This window comes from Brevundimonas sp. S1H14, from assembly GCF_047716865.1.
Classification (GTDB): domain Bacteria; phylum Pseudomonadota; class Alphaproteobacteria; order Caulobacterales; family Caulobacteraceae; genus Brevundimonas; species Brevundimonas naejangsanensis.
On record NZ_CP136679.1, the window covers coordinates 1,357,571 to 1,374,456 of the forward strand.

Below are 16,886 nucleotides of genomic sequence, written 5' to 3' on the forward strand. Positions count from 1 at the left end.
AAGCGTGGCGATATGTGGGCGGAGCGTTGAACAGGACTAACGGCGTACGATGAGGCGGACGCGTCTGCGAAACCCTTGACCTGTTAACGGATCGCGCGTAGAAGCCGCGCACTTTCGAGAGGTGGGCGGTTCGCCGTTCGCTCAGATCGTGACAATCGAACGGACGGGCTGCGCCCGCCGGAACGCCCGAAGCGCGCGTTCCGGTTTTTCTGTTTGGGCGTCTCGTTCGGCTCGATAACACCCGGGCGGGGCTTCGGTCCCGTTCAAAAGAAGGCTCATGAGGCGCTCCGGTCGAAAGACACACGCCTCCACATCGAAAAGAGACGAATTCGAATGCCCACGATCAACCAGCTGATCCGCAAGCCCCGCAAACCCAAGCCGGTCCGTAACAAGGTCCCGGCCCTGGAAGGTTCGCCCCAGCGCCGCGGCGTCTGCACCCGCGTCTACACCACGACCCCGAAGAAGCCGAACTCGGCTCTGCGTAAGGTCGCCAAGGTCCGTCTGGCCAAGAACGGCGTCGAAGCCGTGTGCTACATCCCCGGCGAAGGCCACAACCTGCAGGAGCACTCGGTCGTGCTGATCCGCGGCGGCCGCGTGAAGGACTTGCCCGGCGTTCGCTACCACATCCTGCGCGGCGTGCTCGACACCCAGGGCGTCAAGGACCGCAAGCAGCGTCGTTCGCACTACGGCGCCAAGCGTCCGAAGTAATCCGCTCCTAGCGCCCTACAGATTTAAGAGGATACATCCATGTCCCGTCGTCACCGCGCTCAGAAGCGTGAAGTTCTGCCGGATCCGAAGTTTGGCGACCTGGTGGTCACCAAGTTCATGAACTACGTCATGTACGAAGGTAAGAAGGCCGTCGCCGAAAACATCGTTTACGGCGCCTTCGACATCCTGGCGGAGAAGAAGAAGGAACAGACTGCGGTCGAGACCTTCCACGCTGCGCTGGAAAACGTCGCCCCGGCCGTCGAAGTCCGCTCGCGTCGCGTCGGCGGCGCCACCTATCAGGTGCCGGTCGAGGTCCGTCCGGACCGTCGTCGCGCCCTGGCCATCCGCTGGCTGGTCAACGCTGCGCGCAACCGCGGCGAAAACACCATGACCGAAAAGCTGGCCGCCGAGCTGCTGGACGCCTCGAACAACCGCGGCACCGCCGTCAAGAAGCGTGAAGACACCCACAAGATGGCCGAAGCCAACCGCGCCTTCAGCCACTACCGCTGGTAAACGTCTTAAAACCGTCCCTGTTCTTCGGATAATGGGGCGGTCGCTAATCAGACGATCCGGCGCGGGCGTTCAGACTGAACTGCCCGCGCCGTCATATCCGACACCCCAGGGCGCTCGCGCGTCCGCGAAGCTCCCGGAAGGCAAATCGAATGCCCCGCACACATAAAATCGAAGACTACCGCAACTTCGGCATCATGGCCCACATCGACGCGGGCAAGACGACGACGACCGAGCGGATTCTGTTCTACACCGGCAAGAACCACAAAATGGGCGAGACGCACGACGGCGCGTCCACCATGGACTGGATGGATCAGGAACAGGAACGCGGCATCACCATCACGTCGGCCGCGACGACCGCCTTCTGGAAAGAGAAGCGTCTCAACATCATCGACACCCCCGGCCACGTGGACTTCACCATTGAAGTCGAGCGTTCGCTGCGCGTGCTCGACGGCGCCGTGACCGTTCTGGACGGCAACGCCGGTGTTGAGCCGCAGACGGAAACCGTCTGGCGTCAGGCCGACAAATACAAGGTTCCGCGCATCGTCTTCGTCAACAAGATGGACAAGATCGGCGCCGACTTCGAGAAGTCGGTCGAGTCGATCCGCGACCGTCTGGGCGCCAAGGCTGTGCCGATCCAACTGCCGATCGGTTCGGAATCGAACCTGAAGGGCGTGATCGACCTGGTCGAGATGAAGGCCCTGGTCTGGGAAACCGACCAAGTCGGCGCTTCCGCTGACGTGCGCGACATCCCGGCTGATCTGGCCGACGCCGCCGCCGAAGCCCGCCAGTACCTGGTCGACAACGCCGTCGAGATCGACGACGAGGCCATGGAGTCCTACCTGGGCGGCGAAGAGCCTTCGGTCGAAGTGCTGAAGCGCTGCATCCGCAAGGCCGTGATTTCGGGCGCCTTCTATCCGATCCTCTGCGGCTCGGCCTTCAAGAACAAGGGCGTGCAGCCGCTGCTGGACGCCGTCGTCGACTATCTGCCGTCGCCGGTGGACATCCCCGCCATTCCGGGCATCGACTTCAAGACCGAAGAGCCGACCTCGCGTCAGGCTTCGGACGATGAAGCCCTGTCGGTCCTGGCGTTCAAGATCATGGACGACCCCTTCGTCGGTTCGATCACCTTCTGCCGCATCTACTCGGGCAAGATGGAAACCGGCCAGTCGCTGCTGAACTCGTCGCGCGACAAGCGCGAGCGCGTCGGCCGCATGCTGCTGATGCACTCGAACAACCGTGAAGACATCAAGGAAGCCTACGCCGGCGACATCGTCGCCCTGGCCGGCCTGAAGGAAACCCGCACCGGCGACACCCTGTGTGATCCGCTGAAGTCGCCGGTCATCCTCGAGAAGATGGAATTCCCGGCGCCGGTGATCGAGATCGCCGTCGAGCCCAAGACCAAGGCCGACCAGGAGAAGCTGGGCGTCGCCCTGGCCAAGCTGGCTTCGGAAGATCCGTCCTTCACCGTCTCGACCGACCACGAGTCGGGCCAGACGATCCTGAAGGGCATGGGCGAGCTGCACCTGGACATCAAGATCGACATCCTGAAGCGCACCTACAAGGTCGAAGCGACCATCGGCGCGCCGCAGGTGGCCTATCGCGAATCCATCAGCCGCAAGGCCGAGATCGACTACACCCACAAGAAGCAGACCGGCGGTACGGGCCAGTTCGCCCGCGTCAAGCTGGTGTTCGAGCCGGGCGAGCCGGGTTCGGACTTCGTCTTCGAGTCGGCCATCGTCGGCGGCGCCGTGCCCAAGGAATACATCCCGGGCGTGGAAAAGGGCCTGAAGTCGGCCAAGGACAACGGCCTGCTGGCCGGCTTCCCGGTCATCGACGTCAAGGCGACCCTGATCGACGGCGCCTTCCACGACGTCGACTCCTCGGTGCTGGCGTTTGAAATCGCCTCGCGCGCCGCGTTCCGCGAACTGAAGGAAAAGGGCGGACCGAAGCTGCTCGAGCCGATCATGGCCGTCGAGGTCGTGACCCCGGAAGAGTACCTGGGTTCGATCATCGGCGACCTGAACGGCCGTCGCGGCATGATCCAGGGTCAGGACATGCGCGGCAACGCCGTCGTCGTGAACGCCTTCGTGCCGCTGGCCAACATGTTCGGCTATGTGAACACGCTGCGCGGCATGTCGCAGGGCCGCGCCCAGTTCACCATGCAGTACGACCACTATGAAGCGGTGCCGCAACACGTCGCCGACGAAGTGATCAAGAAGTACGCCTAAGTCCGTCTTTCCGACGGACGCACTTGAAAACGGGGCGGTTTGAGCACAAATCGCCCCATCTATCCCCAAACCCATTTGGACCCCCGTTTTGGGGATTCCAGGAGCTAGAGAATGGCCAAGGAAAAGTTCGAACGCACCAAGCCGCACGTGAACATCGGCACGATCGGTCACGTTGACCACGGCAAGACGACGCTGACGGCGGCGATCTCGATGACGCTGGCGAAGGCCGGCGGCAGCAAGGCGATGAACTACGCCGACATCGACAACGCGCCGGAAGAAAAAGCGCGCGGCATCACGATCAACACGTCGCACGTGGAATATGAGACGGCCAACCGTCACTACGCGCACGTGGACTGCCCGGGCCACGCCGACTACGTGAAGAACATGATCACGGGCGCCGCCCAGATGGACGGCGCGATCCTGGTGTGCTCGGCCGCTGACGGCCCGATGCCGCAGACCCGCGAGCACATCCTGCTGTCGCGTCAGGTCGGCGTTCCGGCTCTGGTCGTGTTCCTGAACAAGGTCGACATGGTCGACGACGAGGAACTGCTGGAGCTGGTCGAAATGGAAGTGCGCGAGCTGCTCAGCTCGTACCAGTTCCCGGGCGACGACATCCCGGTCGTGAAGGGCTCGGCCCTGGCCGCCGTCGAAGACCGCGATCCGCAGATCGGCGAAGAGCGCATCCTGGAGCTGATGGCGGCGGTCGACAGCTACATCCCGCAACCGGAACGCCCGATCGACATGCCGTTCCTGATGCCGGTCGAAGACGTGTTCTCGATCTCGGGCCGCGGCACCGTGGTGACGGGTCGCGTCGAGCGCGGCATCGTCAAGGTCGGTGAAGAAGTCGAAATCGTCGGCATCCGTCCGGTTCAGAAGACGACCTGCACGGGCGTCGAAATGTTCCGCAAGCTGCTGGACCAGGGCCAGGCGGGCGACAACGTGGGCGTGCTGCTGCGCGGCACCAAGCGTGAAGACGTCGAGCGCGGCCAGGTGCTGTGCAAGCCGGGTTCGATCACCCCGCACACCAAGTTCGTGGCTGAAGCCTACATCCTGAACAAGGAAGAAGGCGGCCGTCACACGCCGTTCTTCACGAACTACCGCCCGCAGTTCTACTTCCGCACGACGGACGTGACCGGCATCGTGCGCCTGAAGGAAGGCGTGGAAATGATCATGCCGGGCGACAACGCCGAGCTGGACGTCGAGCTGATCACGCCGATCGCGATGGAAGAGAAGCTGCGCTTCGCCATCCGCGAAGGCGGCCGCACCGTCGGCGCCGGCGTCGTGGCCAAGATCGTCGAGTAATATCGACGTCAGAATGAGCGAGGGCCTCGGCCCTCGCTGGTTCGCCAGTAACGAGTAAGCGTAAGAGTACCGGCCTCAAGCAGCCCGCAAGGGCGTTAGGCCGCAGTAATGGCCTCACGCAGCCCGCAAGGGCGTTAGGCCAAGAGTAAAGCGTAACAGAGCGGCCCCTGGAGCGATCCGGGGGCCGTTTTGCATTCAGCTGTTCGGTTCGCCGGTCGCTGGGTCGGTTTCGGTGCGGCCGGAGTTGCTGCTGCCTTCGGCGCCTTTCGGTTCGGTCGCGGGGCGCGGCGGATGACCGGCCTTATCGGGGCGCTGGTTCTCGTTCTCGGTTTCGCGTGCCTTGGGGCGGGGCGTTGTCATGAGGGACCTCCTGCTAAAGACAATGCCGGGGGCGACAAGAGGCTCCGTTTCTGCGCCAACGCGACTGCGCGCTAACCCCGCCTCAAGAGCTTGGCCTTATCAGGCAGGGATGGAACGGGACTTGCTTTGATCGTTCCGAAGGGAGCGTCATGTCGGGACCACTATCAGTCGAAATCCGCAGCCTGGACGAGCTGACGCCCGATGAGGGCGCACAGTGGAATGACTGGGCGCGCGCGGATCCCGACCTGAGCAGCCCCTATTTCCGTTGGGAGTTCGCGCGCACGGCGGGGGCGATCTGTCCCGGCTCGGCGGTGGCTGTCTTCAAACGGGACGGTCGCGTCGTCGGATATTATCCGCATCAGCGCCGGGGCGGGACGATCCAGCCGCTGGCGGCGCCGATGAACGACTATCACGGGGTCATCGGTCCCAAGGATCAGAAGCCCTCGATGCAGGAAGCGGCGCGCCTGCTGGGCGCACCGCGCTTCGCCGCCGCCGCCTGGATCGGCGAAGCGCCGGAACAGATGCCCCGCCATCACAGCGTCGTCTCGGTCGTGCCGGACGAAGGCGGCTTCGACGCCTGGTACGCGCGGCGCAGGAAAGCCTTTCCGAAATACTTCAAGGACAAGGAGCGTTCGCGGCGGGGGCTGGACGGCGCCTTCAAGACGGTAGAGATCGAGATCGGCCTCCATGATCACGCTCTGCTGGAGCGGCTGATCATCGAAAAGAGCGAGCAGTATCGCCGCACCGGGCTGCATGACATTTTCGCCTGCGGCTGGACCGGTCAGGTCCTGCACGCCCTGATGGACTGCGAGGGCGAAGACGGTTTCGGCGCGTCGATGGCGGTGCTGCGTGTCGATGGCCGCGTGGTGGCGATGGAATATTCCATGCACGCGGGACGTCATTTCCACCTGTGGTTCCCGGTCTATAATCAGGAAGTCGCGCGCTGGTCGCCGGGCATAGTGCTGACGCAGGAGACGATCCGGCTGGGGTCCGAACGGGGTTACCGGATCTTCGACTACGGCGTCGGCGTAGGCGGCTACTACAAGAAATACTACGATGACGGCGGCCTGGTGACCGCCGAAGGCGTCGTGACCCGGCCCGGCGTGTCCAGGGCCCTGTGCGCCACGATGAGCGCCGCTGTCGGCCTGGCGGGCCGTGAGCGGGCGCAGCGTCTGCGCACCAGTACGCGGCGCCGCTGGGCCGTGATCGAGGCGTGTGAAACGAGTTTGACGGGCCGAGCTTCGGGGGCGTTGCGCGCCGCCGTCGACATGTTGCGGAAATAGAGGGCGGCCGGACAGGCCGGTAGAGGAGGAAACGGAATGACGGCTTCCATGACGCGTTATGCGGGTCCGATCAGCCAGGCGGCAGTCCATGCTCATGCCCTGGTCGCCAACGGCTTCGCCGAGGATCAGGCGCTGGCCGAAGTGCTGGACCGGTATCCTGCGGATCTGTTCGACATCAACCTCTACGACTACGACGACGAAGGGCAGGTCAGCCTGCGCACGGGCGCTCGCGGGCGGCTGAACGGGGCGGAACTGCTGGAGGCGATCCAGCAGGGCCGGTTGTGGGTCAATATGCGCGACGTCGAGCGCGGCTGGCCCGAGTTGTGGCAGGCGACAATGGCCGAGTTCGACCGGATCATGGGCGACGCCTATCCGGGCCTGAAGGCGGTCAGCCGCAATGGTCAGCTGATCCTGTCGTCGCCGAAGGCTCGTGTGCCCTATCATTTCGACGCGTCGGGGGTGATCCTGTTCCACATGCGCGGCCGCAAGCGGCTGTTCGTCTTTCCGGGCGATGAGGCGCATCTGCCTGAGCGCAGCATGGAGCAGGTGATCGCGCGGCAGACGACCGAGGAAATCCCCTATGTCCGCGCCTTTGAACAGGACGCCCGGGCGATCGACTTGGAACCCGGGCAGGCGCTGACCTGGCCCTTCTTTGCGCCGCATCGGGTGGAGAATCTGGATCGGTTCTGCGTCTCCCTGTCGGTCGACTTCCAGACCTGGAGTTCGCGACTGAGACGAGGCGCTCTCTATACCAACGCTGTGCTGCGCAGCCGGGGAGGGGCGCCCCGTTCGACCGATCAGATGGGAACGCCTGAACTGGCCGCGCGCTGGGCGGCGTCGGTGTTGCTGAAGAAGACCGGCGCCCTGAAGAGCCGCCTGGAGAACTTCGAGCGTGACTTCGTGCCTGAGGCGGGCGCCGTGGACGGCGCCGGGCGACTGAACGCCGAGCCGGCGGGGGGGCAAGGTTAAAAGGGGTTCATGACCTCGATTTAAACTGACTTTGCGGCGTGGGGCCCTCAGTTTCGTCTGGACACAGAGACAGGGAGAGCTCGCTGATGAAACCCGCCGCTATCGCCGCCGCCTTGGGATCCGCCCTGGCCGCATCCGCCGTTCTGGCGGCTCCGGCGTTCGCCGCCGAAGTGACCATCCGCAATGCGGTGGCGCGTGTGATCGTCATTCCGGAAGACCGCGCGGATGTCGGGGTGGAGATCACCCAGGGTTCAGCCGATCTGCCGGAACTGCGTATCGAGCGTCGCGGCGATCAGGTGCGCATCGACGGAGGCCTGGGTCGTTCGCGCGGCATGGGCTTCAACAGCGGCCTGATCGGTTCGTGCAACAACGGCCGGGCTGACGCTCGCCAGCCCGGCGACGGCGCCACGGTCGAGGTGCGGGGCAAGGGGCGAATCCGGATGGAGGATGCGCCGATGATCGTCCTGCGCACGCCGCGCGACGTGGACGTTAACGGGGGAGGGGCTGTGTTTGGCTCCATCGGGCGCGGCGCCCGCTCGGTCGATCTTGGCTCTGGCGGCTGCGGCTCCTGGACTGTGGCCAACGTCGAAGAAACGCTAGGTGTGGTGATGAGCGGTTCTGGAAATATCCGTACCGGTACATCATCCTCGCTCGATATTTCAGTGAGCGGATCTGGGTCGATTTCGGCGGGCGCGACCAGAGATCTTGACATCTCATCTAGTGGGTCGGGCAATGTTACTGTGGCTAGCATGAATGGGGACGCGGATATTTCAATAAGTGGCTCGGGCGACATATGGATTCGGAACGGGCAAGCATTAAGCTTAGAGGCCGCTATCAATGGATCTGGCAATGTACGCTTTGATGGGACGGCGAGGAGTGTCGAAGCCGCCATCGCGGGGTCAGGCAATGTACGTGTGTCCAAAGTGACCGGTCTAGTGTCGCGAGCTGTTGTGGGGTCAGGCGATTTGCAAATTGGGGGTTGACTTCATCTTGTGAAAGAAAGGGCCTATATCTTGCAAGATATAGGCCCTTTAGACGCGCTTTACGGATGGTCCTAAAATTCTGGAAGTGTGTCCATTTGAATGGGGCCCGCCATTCTCATGCATTCACCATATTGTTGGGTTGCTACATTCATGCATTCCGACCACATTCCTCTTTGTTCAGTAATAGGGAAAAAATAATTGCAAGTATCTATTTTCTGAGTGTAGCTGGACTCGCACGCTTTCTCGCGAGCATTTGCTGAGGCCTCTGCGGTTGTGTGGGAACTGATAATAGTAAACGCGACGATAGCATAAAAGAGCTTCATGTCAGATCCTTGCGCAATGTAAAATCCGCTATTAGCATATCATGGATACGAGAAAACAAAAACCCCGGCGGATCGCTCCGCCGGGGTTTCGTCGTTCCATGCGGCCCTTGCGGACCGCGCAGACGTCTTAGTGGCCGAACAGGGCGGCGACGCCGTTATGCGTGCGGCCCAGGTTGGCGCCGGCTTGGTCGCGGGCTTGCAGACCGCCGCCGAAGCTGTAGCGCATGCCGATCTTGAAGACGTTGGCGTCGACGTCCAGGTCCGAGGACTTGACGTAGTCGTAGCCGCCGAAGACCGAGTACGGCGAATTGGCGAACTGATACTCGGCAGCCACGCCAGCCGACCAGGCGTCCACGTCGCCGGCGCCGATGAAGATGTTGTCGGCGTCGACGTTGGTGTAGGCGGCGCCGCCGCTCAGGCGCAGTTGCGGCGTGGCGTAGAAGGCGGCGTCGCCGGCCACGGTCCAGATGTCGGCGTCAGCAGCCGTGCCGTACGAGACGACGCCCGTCAGGGTGGCGCGGTCCAGGTACTTCTGGCCTTCCAGGCCGAAGGTGTTCAGCGTGGTCGCGCCCAGTTCCGAAGCGCCGTAGAAGCCGCCGAAGCGCATGTCTTCGATCTTCTTCGACAGGTGGACGGCGCCGGCCAGGGTGGTTTCGTCGCCACCGTGCTTGACGTCGGTATAGGCGGCTTCAGCGTTGAAGGTCACGGTCCAGTCGCCGAACACCGACGAGGCGACGGTGCCGTCGATGACGCCGCGGTTCACGTCCGTGCCGTCCACGTCGGCGTAGTTATAGGCGATGCCGGCCGAGCCGATGGCGTCTTGGGCGAAGGCGGGAGCAGCGATCAGGGTCGCGGCGGCGACCGAAGCGAGAAAGACGGTTTTCATTTTTTTGTCCTTATGTACTGCCGCCGGGAAGCTGAGCCGCCCGGCGATGGGCAAGACATAGGTCGCAGTTTCGCCCTTTGCCGTAACAAACATGTCATGGCCTCGTCACATCGGGGGCGATGTTGCCCAAAAGTGACGCATTGAGGCATAAGTGCGTCAGTATACGGCGAGCATTGCGGCGGCGCCTTTCCGGGGCGTTCATATGGCCGCTTTCCGGCCGTAGTCCCTAACAATCAGCCCGTGTTATGTTGCGCCGCATCGTTTCTGGGGGCAGCGCGGGCGGTGAGTCGCAAACCCTGACGGGGCGGGGATTTCCACGCTTGACGGAAACGGAATCGGAGGGCATAAGCGCCCCTCTTGTTGGACCGGCTGTGCACTTTCGGGTGCAGACGCGGTCCGCAGGAACGACCTAAGTTACTGTTCTTTGCAGCTTCTTGGGAACTTACGGCCTTCGCGGGGGACTGCGTGGGCCGCTCGTTTTTGCGGATTTGCGTTTCCTGGGGGCGAGTTTTCGTCTCGGGGCTTCGGTCTTTGAAATGGTTCACAGGGACGCGGCTCCGGCCGCATGGGAATAACAACCGATATGGATCAAAGCATCCGCATCAGGCTCAAGGCCTTCGATCATCGCGTCCTCGACTTTTCGACGCGCGAAATCGTCAACACCGCCAAGCGCACGGGCGCGACCGTTCGTGGTCCGATCCCGCTGCCGACCCTGATCGAAAAGTTCACCGTGAACCGCTCGCCGCACGTCGACAAGAAGTCGCGTGAGCAGTTTGAAATCCGCACGCACAAACGCGTGCTCGACATCGTCGACCCCACCCCGCAGACCGTGGACGCGCTCATGAAGCTCGACCTGTCCGCTGGCGTGGACGTCGAGATCAAGATCTAAGAAAGAAAGAGGCGGGATCCGACATGCGCACGGGCGTGATCGCCAAGAAGCTGGGGATGACCCGCGTGTTCGCCGATGACGGCGCACACGTTCCGGTCACTGTACTCCAGCTCGACGGCTGCCAAGTCGTCGGCCAACGTACCAAGGAGCGCGACGGCTACGTCGCCCTTCAGCTGGGCGCTGGCGTTAAGAAGGCCAAGAACACGGCCAAGGCTCAACGCGAAGTTTTCGCGAAGGCCGAGGTCGAGCCGAAGGCCTATGTGACTGAGTTCCGCGTGGGCGAAGACGCCCTGCTGGACGTGGGCGCCGAACTGTCGGCCGACCACTTCCTCGCGGGTCAGAAGGTCGACATCCAGGGCCATACCATCGGTAAGGGCTTTGCCGGCGCCATGAAGCGCTGGAACTTCGGCGGTCTGCGTGCTTCGCACGGCGTGTCGATTTCGCACCGCTCGCACGGTTCGACCGGCCAGCGTCAGGATCCGGGCAAGGTCTTCAAGGGTAAGAAGATGGCCGGCCACCTGGGCCAGGAAGTCGTCACCACCCAGAACCTGACCGTCGTCCGCGTCGACGCCGAGCGTGGCCTGATCCTGATCAAGGGCGCTGTCCCGGGTCACGACGGCGCCTACGTCAAGATCAGCGACGCCATCAAGAAGGCCCGTCCGTCGGACGCCCCGTTCCCGGGCGCCGTCAAGTCGGCTGCTGCTCAACCCGCTTCGACGCCGGCTGAAGAAGCTCCGGCCGTGGAAGCGACCGAAGGCGGTGAAGCGTAATGAAACTCTCGGTCATCAAACTCGACGGCAAGGCTGCTGGCGACGTTGAGCTGTCGGACGCCGTCTTCGGCATCTCCGACATCCGCGGCGACCTGCTGGCCCGTTACGTCAACTGGCAGCTGGCCAAGCGCCGCGCCGGCACCCACAAGGTTCAAACCCGCAACGAGAACTCTCGTACGGGCAAGAAGATGTACAAGCAGAAGGGCACGGGCGGCGCCCGTCACGGCTCGCGTCGTGCGCCCCAGTTCGTCGGCGGTTCGCCGGCGTTCGGCCCGGTCGTCCGCGACCACGGCTTCTCGCTGCCGAAAAAGGTCCGCGCCCTGGCGCTGAAGCACGCCCTGTCGTCCAAGGTTAAGGCCGGCGATCTGGTCGTTGTCGACAGCGTCTCGGTCAAGGAGCCGAAGACGGCCGCTCTGCGCGAAACCTTCGGCAAGCTGGGCTGGACCAAGGCTCTGATCATCGCGGGTCCGGAAGTCGAAGCCAACTTCGGCCTGGCCGCGCGCAACATCCCGCACATCGACGTGCTGCCGAACGCCGGCCTGAACGTCTATGACATCCTGCGGGCGGACAAACTGGTGCTGACCAAGGCCGCCGTCGAGGCGATCGAGGCCCGCTTCGCTGAGAAGGAAGCCGCATAATGGCCGCCGCTCAACCCACCGCCAAGCACTACGACACCATCCTGGCTCCGGTGATCACCGAGAAGGCCACGATCCTGTCGGAGCAGAACAAGGTCGTGTTCCGCGTCGCCGGCACGGCGACCAAGGACGAGATCGCCGCTGCGGTCGAAAGCCTATTCAAAGTCAACGTCCTCAAGGTCAACACCCTGGTTCAAGAGGGTAAGACCAAGCGCTTCCGGGGCATCCTCGGTCGCCGCGTGGACATCAAGAAAGCGATCGTGACGCTGGCCGATGGTCAGTCGATCGACGTCACGACGGGGCTCTAAGAAGATGGCTCTGAAGCATTACAATCCGACGTCGCCGGGCCGCCGCGCCCTGGTGCTGGTCGACCGCTCCGAGCTGCACAAGGGCCGCCCGGAGAAGTCGCTGACCGAGGGCCTGACCAAGTCGGGCGGCCGTGGTCAGGGCGGTCGTATCGCTGTCCGCTTCCGCGGCGGCGGCGCCAAGAAGCTGTACCGCAAGATCGACTTCAAGCGTCGCAAGTTCGACGTGGTCGGCACGGTCGAGCGTCTGGAATACGACCCGAACCGCACGGCCTTCATCGCTCTGGTGAACTACGCCGACGGCGAGAAGACCTACATCATCGCGCCTCAGCGCCTGCACGCCGGCGACACCATCGTCGCGGGTGAAAAGGTCGACGTGAAGCCGGGCAACGCCATGCCCCTGCGTTCGATGCCGGTCGGCACCATCATCCACAACGTGGAGATGAAGCCGGGCAAGGGCGCTCAGCTGGCCCGTTCGGCCGGCGCCTACGCTCAACTGGTCGGTCGCGACCAGGGCTACGCTCAGATCCGTCTGGGCTCGGGCGAGCTGCGCATGGTTCTGGACTCGTGCCTGGCCGTGGTCGGCGCCGTGTCGAACCCCGAGCACATGAACCAGAACCTGGGCAAGGCCGGTCGCAAGCGTCACATGGGCTGGCGTCCGCACGTTCGCGGCGTCGCCATGAACCCGATCGACCACCCGCATGGTGGTGGTGAAGGCCGGACCTCTGGTGGTCGTACCCCGGTTACGCCGTGGGGCAAGGACACCAAGGGCTCTCGTACCCGCAAGAACAAGGCGACGGATAAGTTCATCATCCGTAGCCGTCACGTGAAGAAGGCTCGCTAAGAATGGCCCGCTCCTCCTGGAAAGGCCCGTTTGTCGACGGGTATCTGCTCAAGAAGGCCGACGCCGCTCAATCGTCGGGCCGCAAGGACGTGATCAAGACCTGGTCGCGCCGCTCCACCATCCTGCCGCAGTTCGTCGGTCTGACGTTCGGCGTCCACAACGGCCAGAAGCATGTGCCGGTGTCGGTCTCCGAAGAAATGGTCGGCATGAAGTTCGGCGAGTTCGCCCCGACCCGGAACTTCCCGGGCCACGCGGCGGACAAGAAGGCCAAGAGGAAGTAATCCATGGCCCAGACCAAGAACCCCCGTCGCGTTGCGACGACCGAGGCCCGCGCCAAGCTGGTCAACGTCCGCATCAGCCCTCAGAAGCTGAACCTGGTGGCCCAATCGATCCGCGGCCTGCCGGTGCAGAAGGCTCTCAACGAGCTGGAATTCAGCCGCAAGCGCATCGCCGGCGACGTCCGCAAGGTCCTGTACTCGGCCGTCTCAAACGCCGAGAACAACCACAACCTCGACATCGACAACCTGGTCGTCGCCGAGGCCTTCGTGGGCAAGAACCTGGTGATGAAGCGTTTCGCGAGCCGTGCTCGCGGCCGCTCGTCGCGCATCCTGAAACCGTTCAGCGAAATCACCATCGTGGTTCGCGAAGCAGGTGAGGCCGCCTGATGGGTCAGAAAATCAATCCGATCGGTCTGCGCCTCGGCGTGAACCGCACGTGGGACAGCCGCTGGTTCGCCGGCGGCGCCGACTACGCCAAACTGCTCCACCAGGACCTGAAGCTGCGCACGTGGCTGAAGGAACGCCTGTCGGCCGCCGGCGTGTCGCGCATCATCATCGAGCGTCCGCACAAGAAGTGCCGCGTGACGATCTACGCTGCCCGTCCGGGTGTCGTGATCGGCAAGAAGGGCGCTGACATCGAGAAGCTGCGCAAGGACATCGCGGCTCGCACCGAAGGCGAAGTTCACCTGAACATCGTCGAGGTCCGCAAGCCGGAGACCGACGCTCAGCTGATCGCCGAGAACATCGCTCAGCAGCTGGAACGCCGTATCGCGTTCCGCCGCGCCATGAAGCGTTCGATGCAGTCGGCCATGCGCCTGGGCGCCAAGGGCGTCCGCATCAACGTCTCGGGCCGTCTGGGCGGCGCCGAAATCGCTCGTATGGAATGGTACCGCGAAGGTCGCGTGCCGCTTCACACGCTGCGCGCCGACATCGACTACGGCTTCTATGAAGCCAAGACGACCTACGGCATCATTGGCGTGAAGGTCTGGGTGTTTAAGGGTGAAGTGCTCGAGCACGACCCGATGGCCCAGGACAAGCGCTGGGCCCAGGAAGCCTCGGGTCCGTCGTCCAACGAAGGCCGTGAGCGCGGCCCCCGCGGTGATCGCGGTCCGCGCCGTGGTCGTGAGGGCTGATAGGCCATGTTGCAACCGAAAAAGACCAAGTACCGCAAGGCCTTCAAGGGCCGCATCCACGGCTCGTCCAAGGGTGGTTTCTCGCTGAACTTCGGCTCCTACGGTCTGAAGGCCGTCGAGCCGGAGCGCATCACGGCGCGTCAGATCGAAGCGGCTCGCCGCGCGATCACCCGTCAGATGAAGCGTCAGGGCCGCGTCTGGATCCGTATCTTCCCCGACGTGCCGGTTTCCGGCAAGCCGGCCGAAGTGCGGATGGGTAAGGGCAAGGGCGCGGTGGACCACTGGGCCGCTCGCGTGGCTCCTGGCCGCATCATGTTCGAAATCGACGGCGTGCCGGACGACGTGGCTCGTGAAGCGCTGCGCCTCGGCGCCGCCAAGCTGCCGATCCGCACCAAGGTGGTCACCCGCCTGGACGCCGGCATCGTTACGGAGCAAGCCGCCTAATGACCAAGATCGCCGATCTCCGGTCGCAAACCGTCGACCAACTGTCCGACGAGCTGCTGAAGCTCAAGAAGGAACAGTTCAACCTGCGCTTCCAGGCCGCCACCGGCCAGATGGAAAAGACCCACCGGGTCTCGGAAGTGCGCAAGGACATCGCTCGCATCTCGACGCTTCTGCGCGAGAAGCGTGCGGCCTCGTAAGGAAACACCGATGCCCAAACGCATTCTTGAAGGCGTGGTCGTCTCCGACAAGGGCGACAAGACCGTCGTCGTGAAGGTCGAGCGCACCCTGCTGCACCCGCTGCTCCGCAAGACGGTTCGTAAGTCCAAGAACTACCACGCCCACGATGAAGCTAACGCTCTCAAAGTCGGCGATATCGCGCGCATCATCGAATGCGCCCCCAAGTCCAAGTTGAAGCGCTGGGAAATCATTTCCCCGTCTTCGGCTTCGTAAGAAGAAGGATCGGATCCCATGATCCAGATGCAAACTAACCTGGAGGTCGCCGATAACTCGGGCGCTCGCCGGGTCATGTGCATCAAGGTGTTGGGCGGCTCCAAGCGCCGCTACGCCTCGATCGGCGACACCATCGTCGCCTCGGTGAAGGAAGCGATTCCGCGCGGCCGCGTGAAGAAGGGCGACGTCGTTCGCGCCATCGTCGTGCGCACCGCCAAGGACATCCAGCGCAAGGACGGCTCTGTCATCCGTTTCGACAAGTCGGCCGCCGTCATCGTCAACAAGCAAAACGAGCCTGTCGGCACCCGTATCTTCGGCCCGGTTCCGCGCGAGCTGCGCGCTAAGAACCACATGAAGATCATCTCGCTGGCTCCGGAGGTCCTGTAACATGGCCGCCAAGATCAAAAAGGGCGACAAGGTCGTCGTCCTGACCGGCAAGGACAAGGGCCGCACCGGCCAGGTGCTGCAGGTCCTGCCGACCGAGAACCGCGTCGTCGTGCAAGGCGTCAACATGGTCCAGCGCCACACGCGCCCGACCCAGGCTGACCCGCAAGGCGGCATCAAGCACAAGGAAGCCTCGCTTCACCTGTCGAACGTCGCGATCGCCGACGCCAACGGCAAGGCGACCCGCGTGGGCTTCAAGGTCGAGGGGGACAAGAAGGTCCGCTTCGCCAAGTCGACGGGAGACGTCATCTGATGGCCGACACCAAGTACACGCCGCGTCTCAAGACCGACTATCAGGACCGCATCCGCGGCGCCCTGAAGGAAAAGTTCGGCTACACGAACGAGATGCAGATCCCCAAGCTGGACAAGATCGTCCTGAACATGGGCATCGGTGAAGCCGTCGCGGACTCCAAGAAGGCCACTGCGGCCCTCAAGGACCTGACGGCCATCGCCGGTCAGAAGGCCGTGCCGACCAAGGCTCGTAACTCCATCGCCGGCTTCAAGCTGCGCGAAGGCATGATCATCGGCGGGAAGGTCACTCTGCGTGGCGCCCAGATGTACGAGTTCCTGGACCGCTTCATCACGATCGCCCTGCCGCGCGTGAAGGACTTCCGTGGCCTGAAGGGCACCTCGTTCGACGGTCGCGGCAACTACGCCACGGGTCTGAAGGAGCACATCGTGTTCCCCGAGATCAACTACGACCAGATCGACCAGATGTGGGGCATGGACATCATCGTCTGCACCACGGCCAAGACCGATGAGGAAGCCAAGGCTCTCCTCACCGAGTTCAAGTTCCCGTTCGTGAACTGAGCGGGAAGGGAAGAGAACAATGGCTAAGAAAAGCGCCGTAAACCGCAACGAAGCCGTCAAGGCCCTGGTTGCGAAGTATGCCGCGAAGCGGGACGCCCTGAAGGCTATCGCCAACGACGAGAGCCTGCCGCTTGAGGAGCGTTTCGATGCGCGCCTGAAGCTGGCGGCCCTGCCGCGCAACTCGGCCCCGAGCCGTATCCGCAACCGTTGCGAAGTGACGGGCCGTCCGCGGGCTTATTACCGCAAGCTCAAGATGAGCCGTGTCGCCCTGCGTGAGCTGGGCAACATGGGTCAGATCCCCGGCCTGACGAAGTCGAGCTGGTAAGGGG

The 16,886-nt window shown here is 63.5% G+C and carries 24 protein-coding genes; 22 read left to right on the plus strand and 2 right to left on the minus strand.

What is annotated here, in order from left to right:
• Nucleotides 1-333 precede the first annotated feature (333 nt).
• From rpsL to tuf, 4 genes are all read left to right on the plus strand, one after another.
• On the plus strand, nucleotides 334-708 hold the full coding sequence (gene rpsL / locus RSD66_RS06660; protein WP_003165508.1) for a 30S ribosomal protein S12: 375 nt from the start codon (nucleotides 334-336) through the stop codon (nucleotides 706-708).
• 39 nt (nucleotides 709-747) lie between these two features.
• Nucleotides 748-1,221 (plus strand): 30S ribosomal protein S7, encoded by a 474-nt coding sequence (gene rpsG, locus RSD66_RS06665; RefSeq protein WP_003168535.1) that lies wholly within the window; start codon nucleotides 748-750, stop codon nucleotides 1,219-1,221.
• A 149-nt stretch (nucleotides 1,222-1,370) separates the two neighbouring features.
• Nucleotides 1,371-3,449 carry an elongation factor G gene (gene fusA, locus RSD66_RS06670; protein ID WP_024355278.1) on the plus strand — a complete coding sequence of 693 codons (2,079 nt, stop codon included), beginning with the start codon at nucleotides 1,371-1,373 and terminating at the stop codon, nucleotides 3,447-3,449.
• Between the two features lie 111 nt (nucleotides 3,450-3,560).
• Nucleotides 3,561-4,751 carry an elongation factor Tu gene (gene tuf, locus RSD66_RS06675; protein WP_024353177.1) on the plus strand — a complete coding sequence of 397 codons (1,191 nt, stop codon included), beginning with the start codon at nucleotides 3,561-3,563 and terminating at the stop codon, nucleotides 4,749-4,751.
• A 195-nt stretch (nucleotides 4,752-4,946) separates the two neighbouring features.
• Here the strand turns inward: tuf and RSD66_RS06680 are convergent, their stop codons facing one another.
• A complete protein-coding gene (locus RSD66_RS06680) occupies nucleotides 4,947-5,111 on the minus strand; it encodes a hypothetical protein (protein WP_415289410.1) in 165 nt (54 codons plus the stop codon).
• Between the two features lie 149 nt (nucleotides 5,112-5,260).
• Here RSD66_RS06680 and RSD66_RS06685 point away from each other — a divergent pair, with 149 nt between their 5' ends.
• From RSD66_RS06685 to RSD66_RS06695, 3 genes are all read left to right on the plus strand, one after another.
• Entirely contained in the window at nucleotides 5,261-6,394 is a 1,134-nt protein-coding gene (locus tag RSD66_RS06685) for a GNAT family N-acetyltransferase (protein WP_415289411.1), read from the plus strand.
• A 36-nt stretch (nucleotides 6,395-6,430) separates the two neighbouring features.
• The gene (locus tag RSD66_RS06690) at nucleotides 6,431-7,363 is read left to right on the plus strand and encodes a cupin-like domain-containing protein (protein ID WP_415289412.1); all 933 of its coding nucleotides are present in this window, start codon (nucleotides 6,431-6,433) and stop codon (nucleotides 7,361-7,363) included.
• An 86-nt stretch (nucleotides 7,364-7,449) separates the two neighbouring features.
• Nucleotides 7,450-8,346 carry a GIN domain-containing protein gene (locus tag RSD66_RS06695; RefSeq protein ID WP_415289413.1) on the plus strand — a complete coding sequence of 299 codons (897 nt, stop codon included), beginning with the start codon at nucleotides 7,450-7,452 and terminating at the stop codon, nucleotides 8,344-8,346.
• A gap of 450 nt (nucleotides 8,347-8,796) precedes the next feature.
• Here RSD66_RS06695 and RSD66_RS06700 read toward each other — a convergent pair whose 3' ends face one another.
• The gene (locus RSD66_RS06700) at nucleotides 8,797-9,555 is read right to left on the minus strand and encodes an outer membrane protein (protein WP_119411691.1); all 759 of its coding nucleotides are present in this window, start codon (nucleotides 9,553-9,555) and stop codon (nucleotides 8,797-8,799) included.
• 583 nt (nucleotides 9,556-10,138) lie between these two features.
• On the opposite strand from RSD66_RS06700, the gene rpsJ reads away from it, so the two are divergent.
• The 15 genes from rpsJ to rpsN are packed head-to-tail and all read left to right on the plus strand — an operon-like array spanning nucleotide 10,139 to nucleotide 16,882.
• Nucleotides 10,139-10,444, plus strand: a complete 306-nt coding sequence (gene rpsJ, locus RSD66_RS06705; RefSeq protein WP_003164367.1) for a 30S ribosomal protein S10 — start codon at nucleotides 10,139-10,141, stop codon at nucleotides 10,442-10,444.
• A gap of 23 nt (nucleotides 10,445-10,467) precedes the next feature.
• A complete protein-coding gene (rplC, locus tag RSD66_RS06710) occupies nucleotides 10,468-11,214 on the plus strand; it encodes a 50S ribosomal protein L3 (RefSeq protein WP_003170032.1) in 747 nt (248 codons plus the stop codon).
• Nucleotides 11,214-11,852: a 50S ribosomal protein L4 gene (rplD, locus tag RSD66_RS06715; RefSeq protein ID WP_119411693.1), complete on the plus strand. Its 639-nt coding sequence runs from the start codon at nucleotides 11,214-11,216 to the stop codon at nucleotides 11,850-11,852. Before rplC ends, rplD begins: the two co-directional genes overlap by 1 nt.
• The gene (locus RSD66_RS06720) at nucleotides 11,852-12,157 is read left to right on the plus strand and encodes a 50S ribosomal protein L23 (RefSeq protein ID WP_415289414.1); all 306 of its coding nucleotides are present in this window, start codon (nucleotides 11,852-11,854) and stop codon (nucleotides 12,155-12,157) included. Before rplD ends, RSD66_RS06720 begins: the two co-directional genes overlap by 1 nt.
• Before the next feature lie 4 nt (nucleotides 12,158-12,161).
• Nucleotides 12,162-12,998 carry a 50S ribosomal protein L2 gene (gene rplB / locus RSD66_RS06725; protein WP_024353171.1) on the plus strand — a complete coding sequence of 279 codons (837 nt, stop codon included), beginning with the start codon at nucleotides 12,162-12,164 and terminating at the stop codon, nucleotides 12,996-12,998.
• 2 nt (nucleotides 12,999-13,000) lie between these two features.
• Complete coding sequence (gene rpsS, locus RSD66_RS06730; protein ID WP_003164372.1) at nucleotides 13,001-13,279, plus strand: 30S ribosomal protein S19; 279 nt, start codon at nucleotides 13,001-13,003, stop codon at nucleotides 13,277-13,279.
• A gap of 3 nt (nucleotides 13,280-13,282) precedes the next feature.
• Nucleotides 13,283-13,663 carry a 50S ribosomal protein L22 gene (gene rplV / locus RSD66_RS06735; RefSeq protein WP_024353170.1) on the plus strand — a complete coding sequence of 127 codons (381 nt, stop codon included), beginning with the start codon at nucleotides 13,283-13,285 and terminating at the stop codon, nucleotides 13,661-13,663.
• On the plus strand, nucleotides 13,663-14,409 hold the full coding sequence (rpsC, locus tag RSD66_RS06740; RefSeq protein ID WP_003170027.1) for a 30S ribosomal protein S3: 747 nt from the start codon (nucleotides 13,663-13,665) through the stop codon (nucleotides 14,407-14,409). The genes rplV and rpsC overlap by 1 nt, the downstream gene beginning before the upstream one ends.
• 6 nt (nucleotides 14,410-14,415) lie before the next feature.
• Nucleotides 14,416-14,853: a 50S ribosomal protein L16 gene (gene rplP, locus RSD66_RS06745; protein ID WP_003164375.1), complete on the plus strand. Its 438-nt coding sequence runs from the start codon at nucleotides 14,416-14,418 to the stop codon at nucleotides 14,851-14,853.
• Nucleotides 14,853-15,050 carry a 50S ribosomal protein L29 gene (gene rpmC / locus RSD66_RS06750; protein WP_003164376.1) on the plus strand — a complete coding sequence of 66 codons (198 nt, stop codon included), beginning with the start codon at nucleotides 14,853-14,855 and terminating at the stop codon, nucleotides 15,048-15,050. The genes rplP and rpmC overlap by 1 nt, the downstream gene beginning before the upstream one ends.
• Before the next feature lie 10 nt (nucleotides 15,051-15,060).
• Complete coding sequence (gene rpsQ / locus RSD66_RS06755; protein WP_003164377.1) at nucleotides 15,061-15,303, plus strand: 30S ribosomal protein S17; 243 nt, start codon at nucleotides 15,061-15,063, stop codon at nucleotides 15,301-15,303.
• Nucleotides 15,304-15,321: 18 nt separating this feature from the next.
• Nucleotides 15,322-15,690, plus strand: coding sequence for a 50S ribosomal protein L14 (rplN, locus tag RSD66_RS06760; RefSeq protein WP_003164378.1), 369 nt, complete (start codon nucleotides 15,322-15,324; stop codon nucleotides 15,688-15,690).
• 1 nt (nucleotide 15,691) lies between these two features.
• Nucleotides 15,692-16,000 carry a 50S ribosomal protein L24 gene (gene rplX, locus RSD66_RS06765; protein WP_003170025.1) on the plus strand — a complete coding sequence of 103 codons (309 nt, stop codon included), beginning with the start codon at nucleotides 15,692-15,694 and terminating at the stop codon, nucleotides 15,998-16,000.
• The gene (gene rplE, locus RSD66_RS06770; protein WP_024353169.1) at nucleotides 16,000-16,557 is read left to right on the plus strand and encodes a 50S ribosomal protein L5; all 558 of its coding nucleotides are present in this window, start codon (nucleotides 16,000-16,002) and stop codon (nucleotides 16,555-16,557) included. The genes rplX and rplE overlap by 1 nt, the downstream gene beginning before the upstream one ends.
• Nucleotides 16,558-16,576: 19 nt before the next feature.
• Nucleotides 16,577-16,882 carry a 30S ribosomal protein S14 gene (rpsN, locus tag RSD66_RS06775; protein ID WP_003170022.1) on the plus strand — a complete coding sequence of 102 codons (306 nt, stop codon included), beginning with the start codon at nucleotides 16,577-16,579 and terminating at the stop codon, nucleotides 16,880-16,882.
• Nucleotides 16,883-16,886: the final 4 nt, after the last annotated feature.